Origin of the sequence: Gordonia sp. OPL2, assembly GCF_003797825.1 — a bacterium.
In the GTDB taxonomy this organism is placed as follows: Bacteria; Actinomycetota; Actinomycetes; order Mycobacteriales; family Mycobacteriaceae; genus Gordonia.
In genome coordinates, this window is record NZ_RKME01000005.1 from 167941 (window position 1) to 185578 (window position 17638).

The 17638-nt window shown below is 66.9% G+C and carries 16 protein-coding genes; 7 read left to right on the plus strand and 9 right to left on the minus strand.

The annotated features are described in order from the left end of the window. The first annotated feature begins 202 nt into the window (after nt 1–202). The gene (locus EEB19_RS07700) at nt 203–1993 is read left to right on the plus strand and encodes a PE-PPE domain-containing protein (protein ID WP_187584783.1); all 1791 of its coding nucleotides are present in this window, start codon (nt 203–205) and stop codon (nt 1991–1993) included. A gap of 130 nt (nt 1994–2123) precedes the next feature. Next, nucleotides 2124–3332, plus strand: coding sequence for an MFS transporter (locus tag EEB19_RS07705; RefSeq protein WP_262365514.1), 1209 nt, complete (start codon nt 2124–2126; stop codon nt 3330–3332). Here the strand turns inward: EEB19_RS07705 and bfr are convergent. Both bfr and EEB19_RS07715 read right to left on the minus strand, forming a co-directional pair. Then, nucleotides 3319–3804, minus strand: coding sequence for a bacterioferritin (bfr, locus tag EEB19_RS07710; RefSeq protein ID WP_187584787.1), 486 nt, complete (start codon nt 3802–3804; stop codon nt 3319–3321). The two genes, EEB19_RS07705 and bfr, sit on opposite strands and share 14 nt — an antisense overlap. Nucleotides 3805–3908: 104 nt before the next feature. Next, entirely contained in the window at nt 3909–4091 is a 183-nt protein-coding gene (locus EEB19_RS07715; RefSeq protein ID WP_187584789.1) for a bacterioferritin-associated ferredoxin, read from the minus strand. A gap of 114 nt (nt 4092–4205) precedes the next feature. Between EEB19_RS07715 and EEB19_RS07720 the strand changes: the two genes are divergently transcribed. From EEB19_RS07720 to EEB19_RS07730, 3 genes are read left to right on the plus strand one after another with little or no spacing between them, the layout of a single operon-like run. Then, nucleotides 4206–5042 carry an exodeoxyribonuclease III gene (locus EEB19_RS07720; protein WP_187584791.1) on the plus strand — a complete coding sequence of 279 codons (837 nt, stop codon included), beginning with the start codon at nt 4206–4208 and terminating at the stop codon, nt 5040–5042. A 60-nt stretch (nt 5043–5102) separates the two neighbouring features. Further along, nucleotides 5103–6137 (plus strand): tryptophan--tRNA ligase, encoded by a 1035-nt coding sequence (gene trpS, locus EEB19_RS07725; RefSeq protein ID WP_187584793.1) that lies wholly within the window; start codon nt 5103–5105, stop codon nt 6135–6137. Nucleotides 6138–6186: 49 nt separating this feature from the next. Continuing rightward, on the plus strand, nt 6187–7239 hold the full coding sequence (locus EEB19_RS07730; RefSeq protein WP_187584795.1) for a YhjD/YihY/BrkB family envelope integrity protein: 1053 nt from the start codon (nt 6187–6189) through the stop codon (nt 7237–7239). 21 nt (nt 7240–7260) lie between these two features. Here EEB19_RS07730 and EEB19_RS07735 read toward each other — a convergent pair whose 3' ends face one another. The 4 genes from EEB19_RS07735 to EEB19_RS07750 are packed head-to-tail and all read right to left on the minus strand — an operon-like array spanning nt 7261 to nt 11416. Next, entirely contained in the window at nt 7261–8541 is a 1281-nt protein-coding gene (locus EEB19_RS07735) for a D-alanyl-D-alanine carboxypeptidase family protein (protein ID WP_187584798.1), read from the minus strand. A 20-nt stretch (nt 8542–8561) separates the two neighbouring features. Further along, on the minus strand, nt 8562–9569 hold the full coding sequence (locus EEB19_RS07740; protein ID WP_187584800.1) for an adenosine deaminase: 1008 nt from the start codon (nt 9567–9569) through the stop codon (nt 8562–8564). Between the two features lie 3 nt (nt 9570–9572). Then, nucleotides 9573–10955, minus strand: a complete 1383-nt coding sequence (locus EEB19_RS07745) for an aspartate aminotransferase family protein (protein WP_187584801.1) — start codon at nt 10953–10955, stop codon at nt 9573–9575. Then, the gene (locus EEB19_RS07750; protein WP_262365509.1) at nt 10952–11416 is read right to left on the minus strand and encodes an Lrp/AsnC family transcriptional regulator; all 465 of its coding nucleotides are present in this window, start codon (nt 11414–11416) and stop codon (nt 10952–10954) included. The genes EEB19_RS07745 and EEB19_RS07750 overlap by 4 nt, the downstream gene beginning before the upstream one ends. Nucleotides 11417–11528: 112 nt before the next feature. Between EEB19_RS07750 and EEB19_RS07755 the strand changes: the two genes are divergently transcribed. Together EEB19_RS07755 and EEB19_RS07760 are read left to right on the plus strand one after the other, a co-directional pair. Beyond that, nucleotides 11529–13019, plus strand: coding sequence for a gamma-aminobutyraldehyde dehydrogenase (locus EEB19_RS07755; RefSeq protein WP_187584805.1), 1491 nt, complete (start codon nt 11529–11531; stop codon nt 13017–13019). 65 nt (nt 13020–13084) lie between these two features. After that, the gene (locus EEB19_RS07760) at nt 13085–14461 is read left to right on the plus strand and encodes an FAD-binding oxidoreductase (protein WP_187584807.1); all 1377 of its coding nucleotides are present in this window, start codon (nt 13085–13087) and stop codon (nt 14459–14461) included. Here the strand turns inward: EEB19_RS07760 and EEB19_RS07765 are convergent. From EEB19_RS07765 to EEB19_RS07775, 3 genes are read right to left on the minus strand one after another with little or no spacing between them, the layout of a single operon-like run. Continuing rightward, nucleotides 14458–15177 carry a type 1 glutamine amidotransferase gene (locus EEB19_RS07765; protein WP_187584809.1) on the minus strand — a complete coding sequence of 240 codons (720 nt, stop codon included), beginning with the start codon at nt 15175–15177 and terminating at the stop codon, nt 14458–14460. The genes EEB19_RS07760 and EEB19_RS07765 overlap by 4 nt on opposite strands. After that, on the minus strand, nt 15174–16070 hold the full coding sequence (locus EEB19_RS07770; protein WP_187584811.1) for a universal stress protein: 897 nt from the start codon (nt 16068–16070) through the stop codon (nt 15174–15176). The genes EEB19_RS07765 and EEB19_RS07770 overlap by 4 nt, the downstream gene beginning before the upstream one ends. Continuing rightward, a complete protein-coding gene (locus EEB19_RS07775; protein ID WP_187584813.1) occupies nt 16060–17565 on the minus strand; it encodes an APC family permease in 1506 nt (501 codons plus the stop codon). Before EEB19_RS07775 ends, EEB19_RS07770 begins: the two co-directional genes overlap by 11 nt. Nucleotides 17566–17638: the final 73 nt, after the last annotated feature.

Below are 17638 nucleotides of genomic sequence, written 5' to 3' on the forward strand. Positions count from 1 at the left end.
TCCCGATCTGCCTGAGCCCAACCGCCCAGATGTGGTCCGTTTGAACTAACTATCGGTCACGACCTGGTGTATTCCCAGGTGGGCGCAATCAGCCTTTCTCAGAAACATCTCAGTTTTGTGATCGCGGATCTAACCTGTGGCCAGCCCTGGGAACGCGACGTCCGGCCCGACCCGCGCCAGGTAGGACGAAAGACGATGCCGTATGTCCGCTCGGTTCGGGGTGTCCCGCAGACTAACCGTCATTCTCATCGCCATCTCGACGAGCATTGCCGTCGCGGCCGCATTCTGTCTGCCGGGAGTGGGCGGTGTGGCGCGGGCGGACGACTGCGGGGCGGGTGCTGTGGTCATCGTCGGCGGGACGTGGGATCACGAGGGGGCCGTGATGGTCGGCGTGAAGCAGCGCTACACGGGGCTCGGTCCCGACAACCAGCCGAACCCGGGCAGCGACTACGCGGGCGACAACGCATACAAGATCATCTACGCCGACTACCCGGCAACTGTCTGGCCGGCGGGTGCCACCGGATACGATGAAAGCACGAGGCAGGGGATTGCTTCGACCAAGTCGGCGATCGCGGGCTATCAGCAAACGTGTAACGGCAAGCCCGTTGTCGTGGCCGGATACTCCCAGGGAGCGCGCATCGCCGGAGACGTTCTGTCCGACATAGGGAATGGTCGGGACAGCGAGGTCACGATCACCGATAAGGACGGGAATCCGGTCGTTGTCTCGATCAATTCCGGGACGGTCTCCGGCGAGCTCTACGCCGACCCTCGCCAAGGCGGCGACAAGACCGGGCGCGGCATCGAGCTGTCGCTCATCGGTGTCATCCCGGGACTGACGATGTCGGGCGCGCGGGAGGGTCTGGGCGATCGTGGATTCGGAACCCTTGAGGACACCATCGTCTCCGTCTGTATCGACGGCGACCCGATCTGCGATCTGCCCGATCCGATCTATGACCCGATCGGTGCCATCGACGGCCTCGCGGGCTACTGGGTCAAACACGGCCGGTACCCGTACTACATGTTCGAGGATCCGAGGCAGGACTGGTGGAGCGATCGGGACGTCGAGTGCGAAGGGACGAACGACACCAGCTGCACCGTCGAGTTCGACTCCTCCATCGTCGAGTACCTCCGCGAGCAGGCCGCGAACCTCGGCTACACCGGTGAGATCGGCGACTTCCTCGCGAACCGGCCGAAGATCGGCCTCCCTCTCGGTATCACGCTCGCCAATCTCCAGCCGGCGATACGGGTGGTGCAGGACCTTCTCCCGCCGCTGCCGCAGTTGGGTTATGGCGCCTACCTTCCCGACATCTATGTCTTCGAGGACATCCTGCAGGGCATCGTGAATCGCGCCCCGGATCGGTTCACGGCGGGTGCCGCGGCGCTCGCGGCCAGCGTGCGCAGCATCATCCGGTGGCCGGTGAGCTTTACGAGCTACTGGGCGGACCAACTGGTGACGGTGGTCGGTGCCCAGACAGCCGTACAGACCACGACGTCGCGTTCGGCCGGCGAGACGCCGGCGAGTGTGGCCGTCGAACAACACGTCCAGACCCTGCAGACCCTGGCCGCCGTCGAACATCCGAGTGCGAGCGTCGTCGAGACATCCACTCCGGACGCGCAGACGCCGACGACGCAGATCCACGATGACGGGTCGGCGTCCGCGCCCCCGTCGGCTGTCGATCCGGTCGCCCCGGCCCGATCGGAACCCGAACCCCAGCCCGAACCCCAGCCCGAACCGGCACCGGTCGTCGAGACACCGCCCGTTGTGGCGGCAGAACCGGAACCGGAGACGCCGCCCGCGGACACGCGCTCGACGTCCGGTGGTGTCGAACCCGGTGCCGCGTCGGATCAGTCGACCGGTGACGAGGCATCACCTGCCGAGTCCGAGTCGACCGGCGGTTCCGACACCGGTGGCGAATCCTCGGACTCGACATCGGGTTCATCGAAGAAGTCATCGGAGAGTTCGTCGGAAGGCAGCGATTCCGGCGACGAGTGAGGCGCTGCCGGGGTTGTCTCGGCTGTGAACGAACTCACCTGACGCCGATGGAATCCTTCCGGACCCCCGGTGGGTTGGTGACTGAGTGTCCTCAGCCTCACCCGAAGCCCCGGTCCTGTCCGACGCCGCCCTGACGCGTGCGCCGTCGTCGATCCGACGGTGGGCGGTCTTCGCCCTCGCGCTCGGTGGGTTCGGCATCGGCACCACCGAGTTCGTCGCGATGGGTCTGCTGCCCAACATCGCCGACACGCTGGGCGTGAGCGAGCCGACGGCCGGACATGTCATCTCGGCCTACGCGCTGGGTGTGGTCGTCGGTGCGCCGCTGATCGCTGCGATCACTGCGCGGGTGTCGCGTCGCACGCTGCTGATCGGCCTCATGATCGCGTTCACCGTCGGCAACGCGGTCACGGTGCTGGCGCCGAGCTACGGACTCCTGATGGCGGCGCGATTCGTCGCCGGTCTGCCGCACGGCGCCTACTTCGGTGTCGCCGCACTGGTGGCGGCCCACCTCGCGGGTCCCCGTGATCGGGCGAAAGCCGTCGGTCAGGTCATGCTCGGGTTGTCGGTGGCCAATGTGCTGGGTGTGCCCGCCGCGACGTGGCTCGGTGAATCGCTGGGGTGGCGGGTCGCGTTCGCCCTCGTCGTCGTCATCGGCCTGCTGACGATCCTCGCGCTGGTGCGATTCATGCCCGACCTGTCGGACATGCGCGTGACCAACCCGATGACGGAACTCGGCGCCCTCGCCCGCCCGCAGGTGTGGTTCACGCTTCTCATCGGTGTGGTCGGGTTCGGCGGGATGTTCGCCTTCTACACGTATCTGAATTCGGCTCTGACCACGGTCACCGGGGTGTCCGTGTCGCTCGTGCCGGTCGCCATGATGCTCTTCGGCCTGGGCATGGTCGCCGGCAACATCGTCGGCGGCTACATTGCCGACCGCAGTGTGCCGCTGGGAATCCTCATCGGACTCGTCGCCACCGGGGTGTCGCTGGCACTGTTCGGGTTGACGCTTCAGAACGCTTGGGCGGCAATGATTCTCAGCTTCGCGATCGGGCTCTCCGGGGCGTCGACGATCCCGGCCCTGCAGACTCGCCTGATGGATGTCGCCGACGACGCGCAGACGCTGGCCGCGGCGCTCAACCACTCGGCGCTGAACATCGCGAATGCGGCGGGCGCGTGGCTCGGCGGTGTCGTGATCGCCGCGGGCCACGGGTACCGGTCACCGTCGATCCTCGGCGCGCTGCTGACCCTGGCCGGGATCGTGATGCTGGGCGTCGCGCTGGCGACCGCGCGCCGCACGGCGAACCGCGGCACGGTCGCCGCCGCGGTCACTCGACCGTAGGCGGGGTGGCGACGGTCTTCGACAGATAGAGCTGCTCGCCGAGACGGTCCATCAGTTCGAGCTGGGTCTCCAGATAATCGATGTGGTGTTCCTCGTCCTTGAGGATCTCCTCGAGGAGCTTCGCACTCGTGATGTCGCCTTTGCCGCGGCACATCGCGATACCCGGACGCAGCCGTTCGACGACCTCGACCTCGATCGCCATGTCGGACTCGAACTGCTCGCGAATGGTCTGGCCGATCCGCAGCGGAAGGATCTTCTGATAGTTCGGCAGACCCTCGAGGAACAGGATGCGATCGGTCAGGATCTCGGCGTGGTGCATCTCCTCGATCGATTCCTCACGAGTCTTCCCCGCGATCTCGGTCAGCCCCCAGTTACCTTGCATCTTCGCATGGAGAAAGTACTGGTTGATCGCCGTCAGCTCGCTGGTGAGCTGTTCGTTGAGGAGAGCGATCACCTCATCGTCGCCGCGCATGACTGTGCCTCCGTTCGCCGTGGTAAAGGGAACGTAGCACGCAGAAAGTCCCCGCGCCCGGACTTGGACACGAGGTTGTGGATTCACGTCATGAGACGTCTGGCTCAGGCGGCGGTGGTGGCGGTGGCATTCCTCTCGCTGATGATGGCCTGAAGTCGTTCGAGGCAGGTACCGCAGCCCTCTCCGGCGCCGCAACGTTCGCTGACCGCGTCCACCGACATGGCGCCGGCGGAGCAGTGCTCGTGGACCTCGTCCTCGGTCACCGCCCGGCAGATGCAGACGAACATTTCCTCACCTCGAATCCTCAGTTAGGTAAGGGTTACATAAAGGTGCCGGGCATAGCAAGGGTTGGCTTACCTCTGGTACGGACGCACCATATCTGGCCGGTACGCTGTGGCCCTGTGTCGCTCACCATCAGCACCGTCAACGTCAACGGCATCCGCGCCGCGGTCAAACACCGTTCCGAGTCCAATCGAGGCATGCTCGCGTGGCTGGCCGGAGCCGCGTCCGACGTCATCCTGATGCAGGAGATCCGTGCCGACGAGGATCAGGCCCGAGAGGCGCTCGCACCCGCCCTCGACGACGGGTGGGAGCTGACGATGAGTTCGTCGTCGGTCAAGGGCCACGCGGGAGTCGGTGTGCTGAGCCGGATTCCGATCGTCGCGACCCGCATCGGGTTCGGCAGCGACGAGTTCGACGCCACCGGCCGCTACCTCGAGGCGGATCTCGACAGCCCGCTCGGCGCCACGACGGTCGCCAGCCTGTACCTGCCCAAGGGAGCCGCGGCGACGGATGAGCCGAAAGTGGTCGCGAAGTTCGACGAGAAGGTGCGCTTCCTGGACGAGTTCGGGTCGCATCTCGACCGCCTACGTCGGCGTCGTCGGCACGTCGTGGTCGGCGGTGACTGGAACATCGCGCCCGCCGAGGCCGACATCAAGAACTGGAAGGGCAATCTGAAGAGCCCCGGATTCCTGCCGCACGAACGTGGCTGGGTGGGTGATCTCCTGTCATCGGGATGGACCGACGTGGCGCGGGAACTCGCGCCCGAGGAGCAGGGCCCGTACACCTGGTGGTCCTGGCGGGGCAAGGCCTTCGACAACGACTCGGGGTGGCGGATCGACTACCAGCTGGCCAACCGCTCCCTGGCGCGGCACGCGGTGAAGGCGACCGTCGACCGTGCCGACGCCTACGACCTGCGCTGGTCGGATCACGCTCCCATGACGGTCGTCTACGACTGAGCGCTCGCACCGACGACGCTCACCGACAGGTCCCCGCCGCCGTCTGCGAAACTGGAGACCATGAGCAGTGACGTCTCCGCAGCCGGTGCCGCGCGACCGCGCGTGCTGTCCGGGATCCAGCCGACCAGCGATTCCTTCCATCTCGGGAACTATCTGGGTGCTGTGCGTCAGTGGGTCGCCCTGCAGGACGACTTCGAGGCGTTCTACTTCATCCCGGACATGCACGCACTCACCGTCCCGTTCGACCCGAAAACCCTCGCGGAGCGGACCCGGCTCAGCGTCGCACAGCTGCTCGCCGTCGGCGTCGACCCGAGCCGTTCGACGATCTACGTGCAGTCCCACATCCCGGAGATCGCCCAGTTGACCTGGGTGCTGTCGTGCATCACCGGATTCGGTGAGGCCAGCCGGATGACGCAGTTCAAGGACAAGTCGGCGAAACAGGGAGTCGACGTCGCCGGCGTGGGCCTGTTCACCTATCCCATCCTCATGGCCGCCGACATCCTCGCCTTCCAGGTCGATCGGGTCCCCGTCGGCGAGGACCAGCGCCAGCACCTCGAGCTCACCCGTGACCTCGCACAGCGGTTCAACTCACGCTTCGGCCGCGTGCTCAAGGTCCCCGAGGCCCACATCGTCAAGGAGTACGCCAAGATCTACGACCTGCAGAACCCGACCGCGAAGATGAGCAAGTCGGCCGAGTCCGACCGCGGTCTGATCAATCTGCTCGACGAACCCAAGCGTTCGGCGAAGAAGATCCGATCGGCGGTCACCGACACCGACACGGAGATCCGATTCGATCCCGAGACCAAACCGGGCGTGAGCAATCTCCTCACCATCCAGTCCGCACTCGGCGGGACACCGGTGGACGTCCTCGTCGACAAGTATCAGGGGAAGGGCTACGGCGACCTCAAGGTCGACACCGCCGATGTCCTGACCGAGTTCGTCACGCCTCTGCGCGGCCGGGTCGACGAGTACATGCAGGACCCGGCCCAACTCGACGCGATCCTCGCGCAGGGCGCGGAGCGCGCGCGAGGCGTCGCCTCGACGACTCTGGCCTCCGTGTATGACAAAGTGGGTTTTCTGACACCCGGAGGCTGACATCCGTTGACCCGACTGGCCCGGTGACCCGAGCGAGGAGGCGGTACTCGTGAGTTCGGTAGTGGATTCGAGTAAATCGGTCGTCGATCGTGCGAAGACGACGTTCCAGGAGCGGCGCGAGCGCTGGCCGTGGCTGGAGCACCTGATCCAGACGGTGCAGCGATACAACGACCGGCGCGGGAATCTGTACGCGGCCTCGATCAGCTTCAACGGGATCCTGGCGCTGGTCCCGATCGTCATGGTGGTGTTCGCCATCGGCGGCTTCGTGCTCGCAAACCAGCCGGAACTGCTGAAGGAACTCCAGGACGCCATCGTCGAAAACGTGCCGGAGGGCATGGACGAGCAGGTCAACGATCTGATCAACTCCGCCATCGACTCCCGTGCCGCGGTGGGCATCGTCGGTCTTCTCGGTGCGGCGTTCACCGGGATCGGATGGATCTCCGGGGTGCGGCTGGGGATGACGGAGATGTGGGGCGGACGCGTGAACCGCAATGCCGTCATGTCGAAGGTGTGGGACCTGGTCACCTTCGTCGTGCTGGGACTGGCGTTCGCGGCCACCATGGCTCTCACCGCCCTCGGCAACTCGGGCCTGACGACCGAGGTGTTGTCGTGGGTCGGGCTCGACGACGCGTCCTGGGCGCCGGCAGTCGTCCGAACCGTGTCGACCATCGTGTCGGTGCTGGCGACCTGGCTGCTGTTCACCTTCGTGATGTCACGACTGCCCCTGGTGCAGTTGCCGTTTCGCAACACCCTCAAGGCCGGGCTGCTCACCGCGATCGCCTTCGAGATCGTCAAGACGGTCGGCGGTATCTACCTGCAGTCCGTGCTGAGCGGACCGGCGGGCGTCGCCTTCGGGCCCATCATCGGTCTGCTGGTGTTCGCGTATCTGGCGTCGCGGATCGTGCTCTACGCCGCCGCCTGGTGCGCGACGGATCCGATCAACGACGAGTTCCAGGTGACCGAGGAGGACGAGCCGCTGCCGCCGGTCGTGGTGTCCCCGAACTACGACGTCAACCCGGTCTCCAAGCCTGCATCGCTCGTCGCTGCCGCCGGAATCGGTGCAGCGGCCAGTGCTGTCGCGGGCTGGTTGCTCCGCCGCTGACGGCCTCGGCGGCGTCCGCCCTCAGCGTCGGGCGAAGAGGCGAAGTGCGATGAGCAGCAGCACGATTGCCGCGAGTGCCGCGATCAGACCGATCAGGATGCGCACCGACCATCGAGTGGGGTGATTGGTTCCGCCTGCGGTCACGGTCGTGTCGGCTGCCGACGTCGGGGTCGGGGTCGCCGTGTGCGCTGCTCTGTTGGCACCGGCCGCGGCGCCCGGTGCGACCAGCGTCCCCGTCGACGACTCGGCGGGTGCGCGGAATCCGTAGTCGAACAGCGACTTCGCCTGATCCCAGTACGAATCGGACTCGACGGTGAGCCCGAACATCTGCACGATCATGATCCGTCGGCCATCGCGCTCGACGGCACCGACGAATGTCTTGCGTGCGTCGTCGGTGTAGCCGGTTTTTCCGCCGAGCGTTCCCGGATAGCCCTCCAGGAGCAGCTGATTGGACGTGTACATCGGGTAGGCGGGGTGATCGGTGTCGCCGGGGACGTCGGGGCGCTTCGGATAGCCGGGGAACGGATGGGTGCGCAACGCGATCAGGTCGCGGAAAGTGCTGTGGCGCATGGCCTCGCGAAAGATGAGCGCCAGATCGTACGGCGAGCTCGACATCCCCGCAGCGTCCAATCCCGACGGTGACGCCGCGCGCGTGTCCAGGGCGTTCAGGGCCCGTGCCTTCGCGTTCATCTTGTCGAGCGTCGACTCGGTCCCGCCGAGCTCGCGGGCCAGGGCATGAGCACAATCGTTGCCGGACACCACGATCAGCCCGGTCAGCAGGTCTCGCGTCGTGTAGTGCCCGCCCGGGCCCATGCCGCATGAATCACCTTCGGCGCCCCAATCCTCCGCGGTCGCGACGACCGGTGTGTCGAGGTCGAGTTCGTCCAGCGCGACGAGGGCCAGCAACACCTTGATCGTGGAGGCCGGGCGGTACCGGCCGTGCGGGTCCTTGGCCGCGATGACATTGCCGCTGTCGAGGTCGGCGATGAGCCACCCGGCCGACGTCAGGTTCGGGGGTACCGGACCGAGCGCCGGGTCGGCGACGACACCGCACCCCGCGAGCTGCTCGCCACCCACCGGCGTGTCCGGGACGGGCAACGGAGTCGGTGACGAGGCGCCCGGGGCGACGACCTCGGATTCGTCGACCGGCGGGGGAGGACCGACCCGATGGGGACAGTGATCGGTGACGGGGGTCGGGATCGGCGTGAGCGGAGCTGCCGAGCTGACCGACGCCGGCACGATGGGGACGATCGAGATGCAGGCCGCGACGAGAACCGCCGCCGTTCGTCTCCCCACCCTCATCGCTCGGAGGTTACCAGCGGTCAGTCCGCCGCGGCCTCGAGCCAATGGTCGATGCGCGCATGCACCTGCTCCTTGCGTTCCGCGGAGAGAAAACTGGCGGACACCGAATTGTGCGCGAGGCGTGCGAGCGTGGCGTCGTCGAGGTCGAAGGTCTCGGCCACGGCGGCGAAATTGTCGTCGGCGTATCCGCCGAAGTAGGCGGGATCGTCCGAGTTGATCGTGACGTGTGCTCCGGCCGCCAGCAGGTCGGGAAGGGGGTGCGAGGCGAGGTCGGTCACGGCCTGCAGGCGCACATTCGACAACGGGCACACCGTCAGCGGGACACTATCGGCAGCCAGCTCGGCCACCAATGCGGGATCGTCGACACTGCGAATACCGTGATCGACCCGCTCGACGGCCAGCGTGTCCATCGCCATCCGGATCGACTCGGGGCCGCCTTCCTCGCCGGCGTGGGCCACCCGCCGCAGGCCGAGCGCGCCGGCACGGTCGAAGACCTCGGCGAACAGCGACGCCGGATATCCCACCTCGGCGGAGTCCAGGCCCACCCCGAGGATCGGGGCCTCGCACGCGGTGAGTTCGTCGAGGGTGGCGATGGCCTCGGCGACCGGCCGGTCCCGGAGGAAGCATGCGATGAGCTCCGCGGTGAACCCGAATTCCGAACGTGCTCGGTCGAATCCGTCGGTCAGGCCGCTCACCACGTCGGTGACGGGCACACCGCGAATCCGATGCGCCTGCGGATCGAAGAACACCTCCGCGTGCACCACCCCGCCCGCGTGCGCGCGTCTGGCGTATTCGTAGGCGAGACGACCGAAGTCATGGCGACGACGGAGAACGGCCATGTTCTCGTAGTAGATGTCGAGGAACGACTGCAGATTGCTGAACACATATCGGCCGCGCAATGACTCGGCGTCGCGGTAGGGCAGATCGATGCCGGCATCGCGCGCCAACTCCAGCACGAGCTCGGGTTCCAACGTGCCCTCGATGTGGACGTGCAACTCGACCTTGGGCAACTCCTGGATCCTCGTCATGATCTACAGGAGGGTATATGCCTCCGTCAGCACCGACCGCAGGATCTGTTCCATCTCGTCGAACTCCACCTGACCGGCGATGAGCGGCGGCGCGAGCTGCACGACCGGATCCCCACGATCGTCGGCGCGGCAGTAGAGGCCGGCCTCGAACAGTGCGCTGGACAGGAATCCGCGGAGGATGCGTTCGGATTCGGCGTTGCTGAACGTCTCCTTGGTTGCCTTGTCCTTCACCAGTTCGATCCCGTAGAAGTAGCCTTCGCCGCGAACGTCACCGACGATCGGCAGATCGTTCAGCCGTTCCAGCGTCGCCCGGAACGCGGGCGCGTTCTGCTTCACGTGATCGTTGAGGCCTTCGCGTTCGAAGAGATCCAGGTTCGCCAGCGCGACGGCCGCCGACACCGGATGCCCGCCGAAGGTGTAGCCGTGCGGGAAGGAGGTCGTGCCGTCGCGGAACGGCTCGAACAGCCGGTCGCTGGCGATCATCGCGCCGATCGGCGAATAGCCCGAGGTCATGCCCTTCGCGCAGGTGATGATGTCCGGAACGTAGCCGAAATCGTCACAGGCGAACATCGATCCGATGCGGCCGAACGCGCAGATCACCTCATCGGACACCAACAGCACGTCGTACTCGTCGCAGATCTCGCGGACACGTTCGAAGTAGCCGGGCGGGGGCGGGAAGCACCCCCCGGCGTTCTGCACGGGTTCGAGGAAGACCGCGGCGACAGTATCGGGGCCCTCGAACTCGATGGCCTCGGCGATGCGGTCGGCGGCCCATCGTCCGAACTTCTTGGGGTCGCCGGCGAGTTCGTCGTCGGCCCGGTAGATGTTGGTGTTCGGTGCGCGGAAACCACCTGGCGTCAGCGGCTCGAACATCTGCTTCAGCGCGGGCACGCCGGTGATGGCGAGCGCGCCCTGCGGTGTGCCGTGATAGGCGACTGCACGCGAGATCACCTTGTGCTTCATGGGTTTTCCGACCAGTTTGTAGTACTGTTTGGCCAGCTTCCAGGCGCTCTCGACGGCCTCACCGCCGCCGGTGGTGAAGAAGACGCGGTTGAGATCGCCTGGTGCGTATGCGGCGAGGCGTTCGGCGAGTTCGACGGCCGGCGGTGTCGCGTACGACCAGATCGGGAAGAACGCAAGCTCTTTGGCCTGTTTTGCCGCGGCCTCGGCCAGTTCGACCCGCCCGTGACCGGCCTGGACGACGAACAGCCCGGCGAGGCCGTCGAGGTAACTGCGTCCGCGGTCGTCGTAGATCCGCATGCCCTCACCGCGGGTGATCACCGGCGGAGTGATGCCTTCACCGTGACGGGCGAAGTGGCCCCAGAGGTGGGCGGCGCTGCGCTCGCCGAGCGAGAGATCGGCGGCGGGTTCGTTGGCAATGGTCATCGGGTACCCCAATTGTATTGTTGTTTGACCAGTTTCAGATAGACGAGCGTCTCGGTCGCGGTGACCTCGGTGTGCGTGCGGACCTTCTGGTTCAGGATGCGCAGGAGATGGTCGTCGTCCTCGCACACGACCTCGATCAGGATGTCGAACGATCCGGCGGTGAGTACGACGTAATCGATCTCGGGGCAGGCCGACAGCTGCTCGGCCAATGCCTCGGTATCTCCGGTGCAACGGATGCCGATCAATGCCTGCCGGGAGAATCCGAGCTTCAGCGGATCGGTCACCGCGACGATCTGCAGCAACCCGCTCTCGCTGAGGCGCTGCACGCGGTTGCGGACTGCGGCCTCGGAGAGACCGACCGCCTTGCCGATCGACGCATACGAACTCCGACCATCGGCCTGGAGTTCTTCGATGATCTTCTTGGCCGTCGCGTCGAGTGCGGGTGAGGGAGGTTCGACCACATATCGATGTTGACGGATTCGGTAGAAGTTGGCAACCCGAAGCAATGTTATCCGTAGTGAAATTCGGACTTCACATAGTGATTCCGTCATCTGCGCTGTTAGACTCTCCGCCATGTCCACCCCTGACACAGTGCCCGGATCCTGGATCGACGGAGCAGCTGTAGCCGGCTCCGGACCGACCCACACGGTCATCGACCCGGCCACCGACGCGACTGTTGCCACCGTAACCCTGGCGACACCGGCCGACGTGGATGCGGCGGTCAGGTCGGCGCGGGTGGCGCAGTCGGAGTGGGGCGGCGCGACACCGGCCGAACGCTCGGAGGTGCTGCGGCGACTGGCCGACGTCTTGCGGACCGAGGCAGCCGCCATCGCCGCCGAGGAGGTCGCGCAGACCGGGCGGACCATCCGGCTCGCGACGGAGTTCGACGTGCCGGGCAGCATCGACAACGTCGACTTCTTCGCCGGGCTGGCCCGCAACCTCGACGGAAAGGCCAGCGCCGAGTACTCCGGGGATCACACGTCGTCGATCAGGCGCGAACCCGTCGGCGTCGTCGGGTCGATCGCGCCGTGGAACTACCCGTTGCAGATGGCGGTGTGGAAGGTCATCCCCGCCCTCGCCGCCGGATGCGCGGTTGTGCTGAAGCCCGCGGAACTCACCCCGCTGACCACGCTCACCCTGGCCCGTCTGGCGACCGAGGCCGGACTGCCCGACGGGGTGTTCAATGTCGTGGTCGGCACCGGATCCGAGGTGGGGTCCGCGCTGTCGGGGCACGCCGGTCTGGACATGGTCACGTTCACCGGGTCCACCGGTGTCGGTCGCCAGGTGATGGCGCAGGCCGCTCGTAACGGCACCCGAGTGCAACTCGAACTCGGCGGCAAGGCGCCGTTCGTCGTGTTCGACGACGCCGATCTCACCGCGGCGGTCCACGGTGCGGTCGCCGGATCGCTGATCAACGCCGGGCAGGACTGCACCGCCGCGACCCGGGCCATCGTCGCGCCTGCGTTGTACGACGACTTCGTCGCCGGTGTCGCCGAACTGATGGCATCGATGACCGTCGGCGACCCGACCGATCCGGCCACCGACATGGGTTCGCTCAGTTCGCGCGCACACCGCGACAAGGTGGCGGGGATGGTCGATCGCGCCGTCGCCGCCGGTGCCCGACTGGTGACCGGCGGCGGGATCGTCGACGGCCCGGGTGCGTTCTACCGGCCGACGTTGCTCGCCGACGTGACCGAGGATGCGGAGGTGTACCGGGACGAGGTCTTCGGGCCGGTGCTGACCGTGAGCACCTTCGCCGACGACGACGACGCGATCCGCCGCGCCAACGACACCGTCTACGGACTCGCCGCGTCGGCGTGGACGCGTGACGTCTTCCGCGCGCAGCGGGCCGGCCGCGAGATCCACGCCGGGTGTGTCTGGATCAACGATCACATCCCGATCATCAGCGAGATGCCGCACGGCGGATTCGGCGCATCCGGCTTCGGCAAGGACATGTCCGCCTACTCGCTCGACGAGTACCTGGCAGTCAAGCACGTGATGAGCGACATCACCGCGATTGCCGAGAAGCCTTGGCATCGAACCGTGTTCGCGGGTGGGCGGTGACCCGCGGCGGCTCGGGCGGTCCCGCACAGCCGTGGGCGACGGAGCCGACCGAGCGGGGTCGCGCCATGGTGGCACAGGCGAGCCGAGAACCCTACTGGCTGGACCGGCCGCAACGCCCTGCGCCCCGACCACGTCTCGACACCTCGGTCACCGCCGACTTGCTCGTCGTCGGCGGCGGGTTCACAGGTCTGTGGACGGCGGTCCAGGCGGCCGAGGAGAACCCGGGCCGTCGTGTCGTGCTGGTGGAGCGCGACCGGATCGCCGAACAGGCGTCGGGCCGCAACGGCGGATTCTGCTCGGCGAGCATCACCCACGGTCTCGCGAACGGTCTGGACCGATTCGGTGACGAGATGCCCCAGCTGATCCGCATGGGGCGCGAGACCCTCGATGCAATCGAGTCGACACTCGAGCGGCTGGGCATCGACGCCGACGCGGAACGCACCGGTGAGCTCGACATCGCCAACTTCGACTGGCAGGTGGCCGATCTCCAGGAGTATTCCTCGCAGGGCGCGCTCCTCGGGGCGACGCTCCCGCTGCTGCCGGGACCGCAGGCGCGTGAGCGCGTCTCGTCGCCGATGGTGGCGGCCGCCGTCCTGGACCCCGACGTGATCATGCTCGATCCGGCGAAGCTGGCATGGGGACTGACCCGGGCCGCGGAGGATCTGGGAGTCACCGTCTACGAGAACACCGAGGTCACCGGACTCGCCTCCGACGGCGATCGTGTCCGGGCGAGCACGGCATTCGGTGAGATCGATGCTGCAGCAGTTGTTCTCGCGACGTCGGCGAGCCCGTCGCTGCTGCGTCGTCTCCGGTTGTACACCGTGCCGGTGTGGGACTACGCGTTGATGACCGAGCCGCTGTCGCCGGAGCAGCGGGCCGCGGTCGGATGGGCGGGGCGCGAAGGCCTCGCCGACAGCGGACCCCGTTTCCACTACTTCCGGCTGACCGCCGACGACCGCATCCTGTTCGGTGGCTGGGATGCGCTGTACCACTACGGTTCCGACGCCGATCCGCGTCATGCCTTCGAGCCGCGGGAGTTCGGTCTGCTGGGCGAACACCTGCTGCAGTTCTTCCCGCAGTTGGAGGGAATCCGGGCGACACACGCCTGGGGTGGGGTCATCGACACCTGTTCCCGGTTCTGCGCGTTCTGGGACCGCGCACTCGACGGCAGGGTGGTCAGTGTCGTCGGCTTCACCGGACTCGGCGTCGGCGCATCGCATTTCGGTGCGCGCACCGCGCTCGACCTCGTGGACGGACTCGACACCGAACGGACCCGACTGGCGATGGTCCGGACCAAGCCGATCCCGTTTCCGCCGGAACCGTTGCGCTGGTTCGGCATCACCCTCACCCGCAGAGAACTCGCCCGTAGCGAGCGTCGGCAGGGCAAGCGCGGTGCATGGTTGAGCATGATGGACCGGATCGGTCTCGGCTTCGACAGCTAGGGACCGATGTGCAGGTCGAACCACCGCCGGATCGCGGCGACGGCCATCGGATGCGTGACTCGGGAGGCGTCGGCGACGTCGGCGGTCAGGCGTTGCACGCCGTCCTCGCCGAGCGTCGCGCACAGTTCCGCCCGATACTCGTCGACCGCGAGCCACTCCCGTAGGAGCGGGGAATCCACTTCGAGGTGGAACTGGACGCCGTAGTGCGGGCCGTGGCGGAACAGTTGGTGTCGATACGCCGCCGACGACGCGAGCAGGTGGGCGCCGGGTGGCAGCGAGAACGTGTCGAAATGCCAGTGCAGCGCAGGGAAGCTCGACGCTCCGAGACCGGACCAGACGGGGTCACGCAGCCCGTCGTCTGTGAACGTGACGTCGAAGACGCCGATCTCCGGTGCGGGCCCGGTCGTCACCCCGGCGCCGAGTGCGGTGGCGAGGAGTTGAGAACCGAGGCAGGCACCCCAGATCGGGATACCGGCGTCGACAGCGCGGCGCAGGAAGGCGATCTCCTCGTCGATCCATGGGACGGTGGGGCCGTCGTCGGCGCCCATCGGACCGCCCATGACGAGGATGCCGTCATGGTCCGCGGGGTCGGCGGTCAGCGGCTCGGCCCACATCCGGACGGTCTCGATCCGCGCGCGGTCGGCGAGTCCGACGCCGAGCGCGCCCGGGGATTCGCATTCGGCGTGCCGCAGTTCGAGGACGGTGCGTGTGGTCACTGGTCCGTCGACCGGGGCACGACGATGACCGGAGCCGTGGTCCAGCGCAGTATCCGCGCCGCGGTACTGCCGAGGAAGACCCGATTGATCGACCCGAGATGACCGGAGCCCACCGCCACGATGTCGCCGTCGTCCCACGGCAGGTTGTCGAGGGCCTCGTCGAGGGTCGCGCCGTCGGCGACGAGGACGTCGACGTCGAGGTCGTCGGGAACCGTCGAGCGGGTCTCGTCCAGCAGCTTCTGGGCGACCGCGACCTGCTGCTCGCGTGCATCGCGCGACGACTCGTCGTCGAACGGGGAGTTCAGCGAGACCAGCGAGAGCAGGCGTACATCGAGGCCCGACGTCGTCGCCAGGGTGAGCGCGAACGGCAGCGGGTTGCTGCGACCGGGCTTCACCGACACCGCGACGGTCACCGAATCGAGCTGTGCCGGTGGACGTTCGGCGTAGCCGCGGGGAGCGAGCGCGACGGGCAGCGGTGACGAGTGCAGCAGCTCGGTGCTGACCGTGCCCAGGCTGTGGCGGCGGAACAATCCGTCGCCGGTGCCACCGACGACGATCAGCTCCGCCCCGGCTCGCTGTGCGGCGTCGATGAGGCCCTGCGCGAACGAATCGTCGAGGGTGACGATCGCGCGCTTCTCGATGCCGTCGGGGATCTCCGCGGCGCCGTCGGCGAGCCATTGCGCCGCCTGGTTCTCGATGCGCTCCTGATACGCGCGGAGTCCGGGCTGACCGTCGTACTCCACCGGATGGACGACGCAGATGAGATCGATCGCGGCCCCCGTCACCCGAGCGATGGCGACGGCCAGGGCGACGCCGTCACGACCGGATGGCGTGGCGAGGTAGCCGACGGCGAGCCGGCGTGGTGGTTGCGCGGACTGCGGTTCAGTAGACATCGGGCACCTTCACTTCGGTGTTGGCGTCGAGGGTCTCGCCCTTGAAGAAGCTGCTGTTGTGCGCGTAACAGGCCAACATGAGCGGGATGCCGAGAACGAGCATGCCCACCCCCAGGATGAACACCCCGCCGACACCGCCGATGGACGTCGAACCGTAGTCGGGCTGGATCATGTCGATGGCGCTCTTGACGAAGGCCCAGGTCATGGCGACCGCGCCGAGTAGGGGGAACAGACCACGCATGAAGAAGTTCCGGGCCGACTCGAACAGCGTCCGACGGAAGTACCACACGCACGAGTACGCGGTGATCCCGTAGTAGAACGCGACCGCGAGACCGAGCGACGCGATGGAGTCGCCGAGCGTGTTCTGGCTCAGGAACGACAGCACCAGATAGAACACCAGGGCCGAGATCCCCATGACGGCGGTACCGAACGCCGGCGTCATGTAGCGGGGGTGGATGGACGCAAAGCGTTCGGGCAGTGCCTTGTAGACGGCCATCGACAGGCTGCCTCGGGCCGTCGGCAGAATCGTGGACTGCGTCGACGAGAGCGCCGAGATGCTGACGGTGAGCAACAGTGCCGCGGCCATCACCCCGCCGGCCACGGGTTCGCCGAGGATGGTGAGCACGTCGTCGGCGTTGTCGGGGTTGTTGAGACCGATCCCGGTGTCGCCGAACCCGGCGAAGGACTCCACCGCATAGGCGACGAGCACGTAGGTGGCGACCAGGATGAGACAGGTGATCACTGCGGCGCGGCCCGGGGTCTTCTCGGGGTCCTTCGTCTCCTCGCCGATCGCCAGGCACGCGTCCCAGCCCCAATAGATGAAGATGCACAGGATCACCGCCGCGGCGATCTCGGACTGACTGAGACCGCCGGGCCACAGCCAACTGATCTCGGGCGAGATCGCCTGTGGGCCCGCCTTGTCGAGGCCGACCTTCACCAGCGCGATGACGCTGGCGAGAATGAGCACCGCGAACTGCACGAACATCAGCACCGCCTGCATGCGTTCGCTGATCACGATGCCGCGGATACTGATCCACGTCATCACCGCAATGAAGAGGCAGCCCAGAAGGACTTTGACCCACAGCGTGTCCGCCAGTGAGTCCAGGCCCAGGAACTTGAGTAGGTAGACGGCCGCGATCTCGGCAACGTTGGCCAGCACGATGATGGCCGAGACCGCCAGGCCCCAGCCGCCTATCCACCCGATCCAGGGGCCGAAGGCCTTCGTCCCCCAGGTGAACGTGGTCCCGCAGTCCGGGGTGTCGCGGGAGAGCTCGCGATAGGCGAAGGCCACGAGGAGCATCGGGATGAAGGCCAGCACGAACATCGCCGGAGCCTTCATGTGGACGGCCGCGACCACATACCCGAGGGTCGCCGCGAGGCTGTAGGCCGGCGCGACCGCCGACAACCCGATGATGACGTTGCCCAGCAGCCCGATGGAACCGGCCCGCAGTCCCTTCTCACCCGCGTGGATCTCGGCGTGTGTGGTTTCGACCATTCTGACTCCCACTCATGGAACAAGGTGGGATCAGATTACGATTTCCGCAACGCGTTCGCGCGCCAAGGAAGGA

Coding starts and splice junctions, on each gene's coding strand:
- EEB19_RS07755 (WP_187584805.1), top strand. CDS start 11,529: ATGTCCACCCCTGACACAGTGCCCGGATCCTGGATCGACGGAGCAGCT.
- EEB19_RS07760 (WP_187584807.1), top strand. CDS start 13,085: ATGGTGGCACAGGCGAGCCGAGAACCCTACTGGCTGGACCGGCCGCAA.
- EEB19_RS07745 (WP_187584801.1), bottom strand. CDS start 10,955: ATGACCATTGCCAACGAACCCGCCGCCGATCTCTCGCTCGGCGAGCGC.
- EEB19_RS07700 (WP_187584783.1), top strand. CDS start 203: ATGTCCGCTCGGTTCGGGGTGTCCCGCAGACTAACCGTCATTCTCATC.
- trpS (WP_187584793.1), top strand. CDS start 5,103: ATGAGCAGTGACGTCTCCGCAGCCGGTGCCGCGCGACCGCGCGTGCTG.
- EEB19_RS07715 (WP_187584789.1), bottom strand. CDS start 4,091: ATGTTCGTCTGCATCTGCCGGGCGGTGACCGAGGACGAGGTCCACGAG.
- EEB19_RS07740 (WP_187584800.1), bottom strand. CDS start 9,569: ATGACGAGGATCCAGGAGTTGCCCAAGGTCGAGTTGCACGTCCACATC.
- EEB19_RS07775 (WP_187584813.1), bottom strand. CDS start 17,565: ATGGTCGAAACCACACACGCCGAGATCCACGCGGGTGAGAAGGGACTG.
- EEB19_RS07770 (WP_187584811.1), bottom strand. CDS start 16,070: ATGTCTACTGAACCGCAGTCCGCGCAACCACCACGCCGGCTCGCCGTC.
- EEB19_RS07735 (WP_187584798.1), bottom strand. CDS start 8,541: ATGAGGGTGGGGAGACGAACGGCGGCGGTTCTCGTCGCGGCCTGCATC.
- bfr (WP_187584787.1), bottom strand. CDS start 3,804: ATGCGCGGCGACGATGAGGTGATCGCTCTCCTCAACGAACAGCTCACC.